The organism is Nostoc sp. C052 (assembly GCF_013393905.1).
In the GTDB taxonomy this organism is placed as follows: domain Bacteria; phylum Cyanobacteriota; class Cyanobacteriia; order Cyanobacteriales; family Nostocaceae; genus Nostoc.
Map to the genome: position 1 here is coordinate 230,997 of NZ_CP040272.1, position 12,031 is coordinate 243,027.

At 43.7% G+C, this 12,031-nt stretch carries 9 protein-coding genes; 5 read left to right on the top strand and 4 right to left on the bottom strand.

Annotated elements, in window-relative coordinates; all coding sequences use genetic code 11:
• Positions 1-125: 125 nt before the first annotated feature.
• From FD723_RS00940 to FD723_RS00955, 3 genes are all read right to left on the bottom strand, one after another.
• The gene (locus FD723_RS00940; RefSeq protein WP_179063683.1) at positions 126-2,228 is read right to left on the bottom strand and encodes an NAD(P)H-quinone oxidoreductase subunit 5; all 2,103 of its coding nucleotides are present in this window, start codon (positions 2,226-2,228) and stop codon (positions 126-128) included.
• 262 nt (positions 2,229-2,490) lie between these two features.
• Positions 2,491-2,877, bottom strand: coding sequence for a co-chaperone YbbN (locus FD723_RS00945; RefSeq protein WP_179063684.1), 387 nt, complete (start codon positions 2,875-2,877; stop codon positions 2,491-2,493).
• A 398-nt stretch (positions 2,878-3,275) separates the two neighbouring features.
• Positions 3,276-3,992, bottom strand: coding sequence for an NnrU family protein (locus FD723_RS00955; protein ID WP_179063686.1), 717 nt, complete (start codon positions 3,990-3,992; stop codon positions 3,276-3,278).
• Between the two features lie 212 nt (positions 3,993-4,204).
• Between FD723_RS00955 and FD723_RS00960 the strand changes: the two genes are divergently transcribed.
• The 5 genes from FD723_RS00960 to FD723_RS00980 all read left to right on the top strand — a co-directional run bounded on the left by FD723_RS00960 (position 4,205) and on the right by FD723_RS00980 (position 10,995).
• Positions 4,205-5,218 (top strand): LysR family transcriptional regulator, encoded by a 1,014-nt coding sequence (locus FD723_RS00960; RefSeq protein WP_179063687.1) that lies wholly within the window; start codon positions 4,205-4,207, stop codon positions 5,216-5,218.
• A 308-nt stretch (positions 5,219-5,526) separates the two neighbouring features.
• A complete protein-coding gene (locus tag FD723_RS00965) occupies positions 5,527-6,921 on the top strand; it encodes a serine/threonine-protein kinase (protein ID WP_179063688.1) in 1,395 nt (464 codons plus the stop codon).
• A gap of 27 nt (positions 6,922-6,948) precedes the next feature.
• Positions 6,949-7,998, top strand: a complete 1,050-nt coding sequence (locus FD723_RS00970; RefSeq protein WP_179063689.1) for a PstS family phosphate ABC transporter substrate-binding protein — start codon at positions 6,949-6,951, stop codon at positions 7,996-7,998.
• A gap of 153 nt (positions 7,999-8,151) precedes the next feature.
• Positions 8,152-9,552, top strand: coding sequence for an ABC transporter substrate-binding protein (locus FD723_RS00975; RefSeq protein ID WP_179063690.1), 1,401 nt, complete (start codon positions 8,152-8,154; stop codon positions 9,550-9,552).
• Positions 9,553-9,948: 396 nt separating this feature from the next.
• The gene (locus tag FD723_RS00980; protein WP_179063691.1) at positions 9,949-10,995 is read left to right on the top strand and encodes a PstS family phosphate ABC transporter substrate-binding protein; all 1,047 of its coding nucleotides are present in this window, start codon (positions 9,949-9,951) and stop codon (positions 10,993-10,995) included.
• A 79-nt stretch (positions 10,996-11,074) separates the two neighbouring features.
• Here the strand turns inward: FD723_RS00980 and FD723_RS00985 are convergent, their stop codons facing one another.
• Entirely contained in the window at positions 11,075-11,794 is a 720-nt protein-coding gene (locus FD723_RS00985; RefSeq protein ID WP_012412419.1) for a Crp/Fnr family transcriptional regulator, read from the bottom strand.
• Positions 11,795-12,031: the final 237 nt, after the last annotated feature.

The following is a 12,031-nucleotide window of genomic DNA, read 5'->3' on the forward strand; positions in this document are numbered from 1 at the left end:
AATATTTTACGAACCTGCATCATTCCATCCATAATTATCTGTTTGAATATGCTTGCCTATCAACTGAACTAATTTCATAAGATAAAAATAATGTAGGGGCGGACATTCGTCCACCCCGATTAAAATCAGGTAACACCAAAAACAATCACTAAGCCCAAAACCGCCCCAAACACAATCAAGGCATAGAATTGAGCGCGACCGTTTTCTAGGTACTTCAGACCTTCACCGCTAACAAGAGTAAAAAAGCCTGTGAGGTTAACAGCACCATCGACAACGCGGAAGTCAACTTCCATAACTTGTCTAGCTAGGCGACGCAAGCCGAGGACAAAAACCCGATGGTAAATGTCATCAAAGTACCACTTGTTGAGGGATAACTCGTAAAGTGGTTTGACTTTAGCAGCGATCGCCGCCGGGTCAATTTTCCCTTGCAAATACATCAGCGAGGCTAAGGTAATCGCAACTAAGGAAATTCCCACTGAGGCACCCGCCATAATGTAGAATTCCGTCGGATTGAACTCGGCAGCCTTTTCTATAACTTCGGAGAGGGTTTCACTAGGAGGAAAGATAAACTCTTCAAAATAATTGGCATAAGGAGTTCCCACCAAACCAATCAAAATCGAAGGCACAGCTAACAGTGCCAACGGCAGGGTCATCGTCCACGGCGATTCGTGGGGGGAGTCGCTGTGATGCCCGTGGGAGTCATGGGAATCATGATGCTCACCAGTGGCAGCCAATTCTCCTTTCTTCATCGCCCCAGGCCCAAAATTCGGCGCTAGTTCTTCTGACTCTAATTCCAGGACAATTGTCGCCGCCGCCTTTTTAAGTTTTTGCTTGATTTTCTCGTCAGTACCCCGGAATTTGCCTTCAAATGTCGAGAAATACATTCTAAACATATAGAAAGCAGTAATACCGGCTGTTAGCCAGCCGATGAACCAGAGGAGTGGATTAGCTTCAAAAGCCTTCCCTAGAATTTCATCTTTTGACCAGAACCCAGCAAAGGGGGGAATCCCAGAAATTGCCAAGCAACCAATCAAAAAGGTAATTGACGTGACAGGCATATACTTTCGCAGTCCACCCATCAAGCGCATGTCTTGGGCTAAGGCGGGGTCGTGTCCAACGACACCTTCCATACCATGAATTACGGAACCTGAACCCAAGAACAGCATCGCCTTGAAATAGGCGTGGGTCATCAGGTGGAATAATCCAGCACTGTAGGAACCTATGCCCATTGCCATCACCATGTAACCCAGTTGGGAAATGGTGGAGTAAGCCAAGCCCTTTTTGATGTCGTTTTGGGTAATGGCAATGGTTGCCCCCAAAAACGCCGTAAACGCCCCAGTAAAGGCAATGACATTCATTGCGGCTGGAACGTCTTCAAATACTGGGTACATCCGAGCAATGAGGAAAACACCCGCCGCCACCATCGTTGCTGCGTGAATTAAGGCAGAAATGGGAGTGGGGCCTTCCATTGCGTCTGGTAGCCAGACATGGAGGGGAAATTGGGCTGATTTTGCAACTGGCCCTAAGAAAACTAAAATCGCAAACAGGACAGCGAGAAAATTGCTGATCGAACCTGATTCTACGAGTTGGGCGAGGCGATCGCCCATGATATTAAAATCAAAGCTTCCTGTTGCCCAAAATAGCCCCAAAATACCGAGTAACAGACCAAAGTCGCCGACGCGGTTGGTTACAAAGGCTTTTTGCGCGGCATCGGCTGCTGACTTGCGATCGTACCAAAAGCCGACCAGCAAGTAAGAACACATCCCCACAAGTTCCCAGAATATATAAATCTGTACTAGGTTGGGGCTGACCACCAGACCTAACATTGAGGAGCCAAACAAACTGAGATAGGCGTAAAACCTCACGTAACCGGGATCGTGAGCCATGTAGCCATCGGTGTAAAGCATGACTAAACAGGCTACCGTTGTGACAATCACCAGCATTAGGGCTGTCAGGTGGTCAATAGTGTAGCCCATGCTCAGGTGAAAATTACCTGCTGCTGCCCACTCAAAGGTGCGGAGATAAGGCGCGTGTCCTTGAATTTGACTCCACAACAAGGCAAACGACAGCCCCATAGCTGCTGCCATCATGGAGATAATCACCACAGCGTTAAGCTGCCGTAGGCGGTTTGTCACCTGATTCAACGAGATTAACCCTAGACCGACCAGCATTGCCCCAAAAAGCGGGAACACTGGAATCAGCCAGGCATACTGATAGATTACTTCCATCACTGACGCCTACTTTTAGAATTCTTGATTAGCGTGTCGAAACTGTTAATAATTGTGACACACACCCTTTAGCATAAAATAACCCACTCAAAGGTCTTTGAGTGGGGTGTTAAGCATGGTTTTAGATTTGGTCATTGGTCATTTGCCCCATGCCCCATGCCCCATACCCTTCAGGAGGCTGAGTAAAGAAGTGAGATTCCCCACTCAGCACTCAGCACGGGCTAAACGCCCCGCTATCCATGTACGGAACTCAGCACTCTCTTCAGGCTGATCGACGTTCTAAATCTACTGCTTTGGAACTAGTGTAGATTTTCGGGCAATTGCTGTAGCTGGCTTTAATCTCTTCTAAAGCTAGACGTAAATCTTCTCTGCCGCGAAAGCATTCCAAGCGATGGCGAACAGTGCCATTTTCAATCAATAGTAAAGTAGGTAGTGATTTTAGCCTATAAGTAGTAGACAATTTAAAATTTTGATCGGCGTTAACCCCAACTAATTTGATTTCTTCCCCACATTGGGCTTGAAATTGCAACAACAATGGGTGTATAATCCGACACAATCCACACCAGGGTGCTTCAAAATTAACTAAAACAGGAATAGGAGATTCTAAAACTTCTTGAGTAAATGTCCGCTCACTAACCGACAACACCATGACGCCTCTTGGATTATAAGGTTTTTATATCAAACTAGTTATCAGGACTGAAGTGAAAGATTGGCAAGTCATTAAATACCGATAGATGCTTTCAGGACACAGAAAAATTAAGCGCGTTAATAATGTGTCTCTGAGAAAAAAGCCACCGTGGAAATCGCGCTGGCTTTTTTGGATGTTAAACTCCTGATTGCTGTGGCTGCCTGGAGATTTAACTGAATCTGCCACGTTTTCCCAACTAAAGGCAACTGACCAACGACTACCAATGTGAAATTTCAAACTGACTCAATGCACCCCCATTTATAGATGTTTGAATTTATCCTACATTGATTTGGGGCAATTGATAAGCTGAAATTTCCATCTATTTCGGATTTTTTGCTGACACTGGGGATCATCTAGAGTTACCATCCTATCCTACTAGTTGCTTCCTGTAACAGAGGGTGAGACCACCAAAGCAAAGCGATAAAAATGGTAACTCCCAAATAGGCAGGGCGGAGAAATTCCTGCCATTTGAGAGATTGACGCCCGTCAATAATTGCTTTAAAGGGAATAATTGAAGTCCGCTGTTTGGCAACTTCAAAAGCTTCGCCATAGCGATCACTCAAACGGCGATCCCCATGCCAAACCCCAAACAAGTGATGCAACACCAATCCAATGGAAGTCACAAGGGTAAAGGTAGTTCCCAACCAGAGCGTATGGGCAACACACCACATTATTTGCCCCACCATTTGGGGATGACGGGTAATCCGAATAATTCCTGTTTCGTAGAGATGAACTTGGGGCTTTTGAATGGCAGCAATTTCTAGTAGATTGAAGGTAGCAGGATATAAAAACAAAAACGAGATTGCTGACAACAGCCAAACAAATTCTCGCACTCCTGGCACTCCTTGTACCTGCCAAAGTTGCAAACCATCATAACGGTGCCCAAAAAAGTAAATAATTAATATCACAGCCAACGGTAGGCTGACTAATGCAAAGAGAATGCGATAAAGCCTTGGGCCAATGTATTTTTCGGCCTTTGGACGCAAAGCAGCACCTCCACTGTGAGCGATCGCAAAAACTATTTGTAACCCCAGTATGACAAAATGACTGGATGTCAACCAAGAAATCAACGGCATATAAACGAGTGAAGTAATTTAAAGAAAATTGAATTCAGTACAACCAATACCACAAAGTATTCAAAAGGAGACTTTAGTCAAGATGTTGTGCCACTGTCTTTTTCGAGTCAAGCCTTCAAGTTCAATATGCAACAAATCATACCCAGCTGATTGCTGCTAAATCTGATTTGTTGTGTGCATCCGCTCCTTTCAAAGTTTGTGGGTTGAGCCTTATGTCTGACCTTCCTTTCACTTTAGATCAGTTACGTATTTTAAAAGCGATCGCCCAAGAAGGAAGCTTCAAGCGTGCCGCTGATAGTCTTTACGTCTCCCAGCCCGCCGTCAGTTTGCAAGTCCAAAATCTCGAACGGCAACTTGATGTCCCCTTATTCGATCGCGGAGGACGACGCGCCCAATTAACCGAAGCTGGGCATCTACTCTTAAGCTACGGTGAAAAAATCCTCAGTCTGTGTCAGGAAACCTGCCGCGCCATTGAGGATTTACAAAATCTCCAAGGTGGGACTTTAATTGTCGGTGCTTCTCAAACCACCGGCACTTATCTCTTGCCCAGAATGATCGGCATGTTCCGACAAAAATATCCCGATGTGGCAGTGCAATTACACGTCCACTCTACCAGGCGGACTGCTTGGAGTGTCGCAAATGGACAAGTTGATCTGGCGATTATCGGGGGGGAAATTCCTGGGGAACTTTCAGAATCTTTAGAAGTTATTCCTTACGCTGAAGACGAACTAGCCCTGATTCTACCTGTCTTTCATCCCTTTACCAAACTTGAAAAAATCCAAAAAGAAGACCTATATAAATTACAATTCATTGCCCTAGATTCCCAATCGACTATCCGCAAAGTCATTGACCAAGTGCTAGGACGCTGTGAAATTGATACCAGACGTTTTAAAGTTGAAATGGAATTGAATTCCATTGAAGCGATTAAAAATGCTGTGCAATCTGGTTTAGGGGCTGCTTTTGTTTCAACTAGTGCGATCGCTAAAGAGCTACAAATGGGGGTTTTGCATCGTACTCCCATTGAAGGTGTAGTTGTCAAACGGACACTGTGGCTGATTTTTAATCCCAATCGCTATAGATCCAAGGCCGCAGAAGCCTTTAGTCAAGAAATTTTGCCCCAGTTCGCTAACCCAGGATGGAATCAAGATGTGTTAAAATTAGCACAAAAAAACATAGTATTAACTACATTGGAGGTCGCAACACCCAGCTTATCCGGCGAAGACTAAAATCAGGTTATTAGTCGTTTGTCCTTTGTCCTTTGTTTTTTTGTAAATGACCAAATAATTCGTGATGACGCTTCTCTGTCGCTAAGGTAATTCGTAATTATTAACCCATCGATGTTTGTACAGGATGCCGTAGACAAGCCAAGGGTTTGATATCAGGAAAGAAGTTTCCTGTTCTCCAATTAATAAATTTAGCTGCTCTGTAACCTGAACTAATTACGAATTACGTAGCTTGCTTCTCGCTATTGGCGTAACATCTCGTAGAGAAGGTGAGTATTATCAATTACGAATTATTTTGACTAATCACGAAAATGGAAGTTTACTGCACTCGTCCACGTTGCCCACGCCCACAAAACTATTTTGCCGATTTAGACGATATTACGACACTGAAAACAACCCAGCAGAAGTATTGCACTACCTGTGGTATGCCACTGATGCTAGATGGTCGATATGTGCCAATAAAGCTATTGGGAAGGGGCGGTTTTGGAGCAGCCTTTTTGGCACGCGATCGCCGAATACCAGGAATGCGTCAATGCGTGGTTAAGCAGTTTCAACCAGCGGGAAATTTAACCCCAACTCAACTGCAACAAGCGCAGTTAATGTTTGAGAGAGAAGCAGAAGTTTTAGCACAGCTTGGTAACGACCACGATCAAATTCCTGATTTATTCGCCTTCTTTCCAGTAATAGTTAATAGCTTGCAATCAGGACAAGAAGACCAATTTTTTTACTTGGTACAAGAATACATTGATGGGCAAAACCTAGAGGAAGAATTAGTTCAACAAGGCAAATTCTCTGAACAGCAAGTGTTACAGGTATTGCAAGAAATCCTGAAAGTACTAGAGTTTGTCCATGACAGAGGCATTATCCACAGAGATATCAAACCTTCAAATATCATGCGTCGTCGTGATGGTAAACTTTTCTTACTAGATTTTGGTGCAGTCAAGCAAGTAACAAACGCTGCTTCTGCGGCTTCTTCCACAGGAATTTATTCTATGGGATTTGCACCGCCAGAACAGATGACTGGAGGTCAAGTATTTCCATCTACGGACTTATACGCTTTAGCTGTCACTCTGATTACCTTGTTAACACATCAGGAAGCAATTCAACTATTTGATGCCTATAGCAACCAGTGGAAATGGCGATCGCAAGTAAATATCAACCCCCGCCTTGCTGACATTTTCGATAAGATGCTGCTACCTGCTGCTAATCAGCGTTTTCAGTCAGCGCAGGAAGTTTTACGTGCCCTTAGCTCACAGGCTTTAGCGCCTACACAACTTAATTCATCCTCTGCAACACTCCCGCCACAAGCATCTAAAGGTTCCAATATTTTCGCCCGCCGTTCATCAACTCAACCAGCGTTTTCTACATTGGAATTATTGGGTGGGGCGGCATTTAGTGGATTTGAGGGGGCATTAATCGCGATCGCCCTCTCCAGTCTAGTAAAATCACAAATTATGATTACTTTGCCTATTTCCGCCCTAATTTTAGGTATACTAATTTTTGCCCAAACTAGGCGGTGGATTGAAAAGTTCGATTTATTAATTATTCCCACAATTACTTTTGCGATTATTTTTTTTCTCCCATTTTTACGGGGTGGTCTTGACATTCTGATAGTGGTTACTTTAGCCGTTGCAGCTGGCTTAGTAGCTATTTCACTGACAGCCATATTTCGACTTATTTATAAATTATTATCTCTCTTACTTTAAAAAACTCCTGGTGCTAACAGCTACATAATGTCTCAGAAAAACGAAACACTTAGTCTTTTTTTAGCCATTATCATCACCATTGGTTTAATCTTTGGTGGTCTATGGTTTCTTATGGAACGCTGGGCGCAATTAAACGGAACTGTTTCTAAAGCTTCAGGGAATAGCAACACAGGTAATCCCATAAACCAGTTTGTCAACAACAATAGATGTAATGTGCCAAATCTCCCAGAGGGAACATTCAACTATGGTGGTAGTACAACCTGGGCACCCATCCGTAAAGATGTAGACTCAGTACTAGAAAGCCTGTGCCCTCAGTTTACTTTACGCTATACTCAACCTCCTTCAGTCCAAGCCGGCTCTGGAACTGGGATTCGGATGTTGATAGATAATCAACTAGCTTTTTCTCAATCTTCTCGCTCAGTTAAAGCTGAAGAAAATACCGAAGCTAAACAAAAAGAATTTAGTTTGAAAGAAATTCCGGTAGCCATTGATGGTATAGCGATCGCAGTTAACCACAATCTCAATATTCCAGGTTTAACTGTCGCCCAACTCAAAGACATCTACACGGGCAAAATTACTAACTGGCAACAAGTGGGTGGGCCAAATTTACCAATTACAGTCTACTCTCGCAGTAAAGAAGCTGGGGGTACAGTAGAGTTTTTTGTGGAAAATGTTTTAAATAAAGAGAATTTTGCTACTAACATTAGTTACATTGGTACGACCACAGAAGCCGTGCGAAAAGTAGCAATGAATACTGGTGCAATTTACTATGCTTCTGCCTCAGAGATTGTACCCCAGTGTACGATTAAGTCTCTACCATTAGGGCGGATAAGCGGTCAATTTGTGCCTCCCTACCAGGAACCATTTATACCTCAATCTGAATGCCCAAGTAAGCGTAATCAGTTGAATACTAAAGTATTTCGGAGTGGAGACTACGCAATTACCCGCAATTTATTTGTAATTGTTAAACAGAATAGTCAAAGAGATCAGCAAGCTGGGGAAGCTTATGCAAATTGGCTTTTGACACCCCAAGGTCAAGAACTGATCGAAAAAGCTGGATTTGTCAGAATTAAATGATCAAAATGGTTAGATTTAGCCAAATAATTAAATTAGGACTTATGCAAAAACTCTTATAGACTCCGTGTTCTCTGTGTCTGGAGTAGTTCGTTTTTTATCTTAATCCATAAGTTCTACAAATAATAAACATTTTTACTTTATTCAAACTTGTTCATGTCACAAAAGAATGAAACCAAAATTTTAGCCTTGGCCTTACTGCTGACAATTGGCATAGTTGGCGGTGGTTTTTGGTTGTTTGCTAAAAACTCTGGGGTCAAAATTGGTAATACTGCCATTCAAAATCAGGCCGCAGGTAACAATACATCCTTACAAGACCGCATTAGTTTTGGGGAAAAATCCTTGACTCCAGGTGAGATTTCTCCAGTGAAAAAAGAAGGATTACAGGCGATCGCTGCTAAAAGTTATGATAAAGCGATCGCCAATTTCACTGCTGCCCTAAAACTCAACCGTAACGATCCAGAAGCATTAATTTTTCTTAACAATGCCCGCATCGGTTCTTCCAAGAGCTATACCATTGTGGCCTCTGTACCATTTGGCACTGACCCCAATGCTGCTTTAGAAATTTTACGTGGCATCGCCCAAGCCCAAAATCAAGTTAATACCTCTGGGGGAATCAAGGGAGTACCTTTAAAAGTAGGGATAGCTAACGATGACGACAATCCAGAAATAGCCAAGCAAATCGCTTCCAACTTAGTCAGCAATTCCGAAGTATTAGGTGTAGTTGGGCCGAATACTAGCGATTCTACCTTAGCCGCAGGTGCTATCTATACTTCTGGACAACTTGTAGCAATTTCTCCTACTAGCACATCTGTCAAAATTTCTAACTTTAGCCACTACGTTTTTCGCACAGTTCCCAGTGATTTTATGGCTGCGAGAAGTTTAGCTAACTATATGGTAAAAACTTTGCAGAAAAAAAATGCAGTGGTTTTCTTTAATTCTCAGAGTAATTATAGCCAGTCTTTAAAGTCAGAGTTTGTCTCATCTGTTTCTCTAGAAGGTGGACAAGTATCCAGCGAATTTGATTTATCCAAGGCTGATTTTAGTGCGGCTAAAAGTGTAGAACAAGCAACTAAACAAGGTGCAGAAGTGTTGATGTTAGCTGCTAACACTGAAACTCTAGATAAAGCGCTGCAAGTAATTCAGATTAACCAGAAAAAGTTAACTCTGCTGGCGGGAGATGATGTTTACACTGCTAAAACTTTAGAAATTGGCAGAGAGCAAGCTGCGGGAATGGTAGTGGCAGTTCCCTGGCATATTGATGGCGATCCTAAGTCAGATTTTCCTCAGAAATCGCGGCAGCTATGGGGTGCTGATGTGAGTTGGCGAAGCGCCCTTAGTTATGATGCTACTATTGCTCTAATTAAGTCATTAGAACGAAATCCTACACGATCTGGAGTCCAAGAAGCATTGGCATCCTCTGATTTTTCTGCCAGCGGCGCTTCTGGTACAATTCGATTTTTACCATCAGGCGATCGCAATGCGCCAGTCCAACTTGTAAAAATTGTTCCTGGTTCTCGCTCTCGCACTGGTTATGACTTTGAGCCAGTGCGTTAATCAGCAATAAAAAATTAAAAATTAACCAATACTTAACCTAGAGAAACTCTCTACATGGGAAATTGAAATTTATGGGAAAAATTTTAGTGTTCCTTGAGAGAAGAGACCAATAATCTAGGTGAAATTTATCATACCTTGGCTTTTAAGGGACTTCCAAATAAAAAAACATCCCAAATTTTATTATGGGGTGCGGATCTTGTCGTCCCTAAATCTGGGAAAGGTGGGGACACACATCCCACAAAATAGACCATTTATTTCTTGAAAGTCTCGAAAGTAAGTAGTCAGAAGTTAGGATTTATCAGAATTTGCTAACAAAATACCCGTCCTCCAAATACAATCTCAAGTAGCAAGTACTTATCAAGCACTTATATTGAATGGACGCGGGAGTAATTTACTATGTCCCAAAAAAATGAAATACCTATTCTTGTATTATCAATTCTGATTACAGTTGGGCTAGTAGCTGGAGGTTTTTGGTGGTTTAGCAGAAAGTCTGGTCTGGAGATAAATACAGTTAATTCTGCTAGTACAAACACGCCCCAAGCCACATCAGGAAAACCTAGTGGCGGGACTTTCTCTTTAGTAAAAGATGTTCCTACAGGATTATTCAATTACGGAGGTAGTACATCTTGGGCACCGATTCGACTAGTAGTTGACCCAGCAATTCAAGCCGCACGGCCAGAGTTACGGCTGCGCTATGTAGAACCCAGCAATGCTTCTCCTGGTTCTAGTACTGGCATTCAGTCGCTGATAGACGGTCAACTAGCTTTTGCCCAGTCCTCCCGGCCAGTTCTAGATCAGGAATTAAGCCGTGCCCAACAGCGTGGATTCAGTTTAAAACAAATTCCTGTAGCAATTGATGGTTTAGCGGTCGCAGTTAATCCCAACTTGAATATCCCAGGACTAACGGTAGACCAGTTAAAGTCAATTTACACAGGCAAAATCAATAATTGGAGCCAGGTGGGCGGCCCCAATATCCCGATTAAGCCCTATTCTCGCCGCATTGCTGATGGCGGTACAGTTGAGCTTTTCGTCCAAGACATCTTGGGTGGTCAAGCTTTCAGCTCCAACGTGGAATTTATCTCCACAACCACCCAAGCCTTGCAAAAATTGGCTGGTAGTCCTGGTAGCATCTACTACGCTTCTGCCCCAGAGGTGATTCCTCAATGTTCAATCAAAGCCTTGCCGTTGGGGCGGACGCAAGGACAATACATTGCACCATACCAAGAACCTTCTGTCCTCCCGTCTGAATGTCCTGGGAAACGGAACAAATTGAACATTGATGCTTTCCAATCAGGAAAATACCCGATTACCCGCAATCTGTTTGTGGTGGTCAAACAGAATAATCAGACTGAGCAGCAAGCAGGTGTCGCTTACGCCAACTTACTGCTGACTGAGCAGGGACAGGAACTGATTAGTCAAGCTGGGTTTGTCAAAATTCGCTGACTCTTGCGATCGCTTCCGGCGGGGCCTAGCCCATCGCGCTCAAGACAGAGTGGCGGAAATCGCCGCTCTGAACTGTGCTTTAACCAGCTCTATTAATCGACTCTGCTGGCAAGCAAATGAGGTTATCGCCTTGAGTCAGGATTAAGCCACGTTGACGCAGCTTACCCATTAAGCGGGTGACAGTAACACGAGTGGAACCAATCGCACTACCAATTTGGGCATGGGTGAGGGGGAAGGGCAGACAATAACCGCGAATCACATCAGGATCAGTGTCGCTCATTGCTGGTTCTCCATATTCCTCAATTAACAATGTGAGAAATCCTAAGAGTCGGTCAATTGTGCGGCGTTGTCCCAAGGCACTCAACCACAGCAGCTTACGCTGGTGCTGATACCTAAAGGCATCCATAACTTCGCGACGGAAGTGAGGCCAATTGTCTAAATCGTGCCAGTACATCCACAGCACCGCAGTTTGGTCAACATGGGCGTAAGCCTGGAGTGTGAATGGTGATTGAGCAACAATTTCAAATGGCTGTCCCGCTCCCACAAAACCCAAGAACGCTTCTTCTGGAGTTCTGTTGATTCGTCGGGATGTTAGCTGACTAGCAGTCGCACTAACTTGGGCGGTTCCTACCATCCGGATCGCACCCCTTTGCACCAAATACAGCAATCCAGGCCGGGCTGGAATGCGCTCATCTTTGCTAAAGGTGCGGCAGCGGTAGTGTTCTTGAGCCCAGTCAAGAATGCGTTGCCAAGTCAGAAAAGGCCGTGATGCCTCAGAAAAGGAGGATGGAGATTGCATAGGTAACAAAGAGCGTTCGGCTGAAGACAAAGACGTAAATAAAAGGGTGCAAGGAGTGTCTTTGTGTTGACGAGGCAGGCTTAACGCCTAACAGCGCCAGCCAATCCAAAGAATAGAAAGCAAATTACTCTCTACTCTTTTGTTATACTTCCTACTGTACAATGATGGTAGTAAAGTTTACTTACTATTCATCGATTATTCATTAAATTTTATCCTCTTCTCATTTTTCTTCATCTA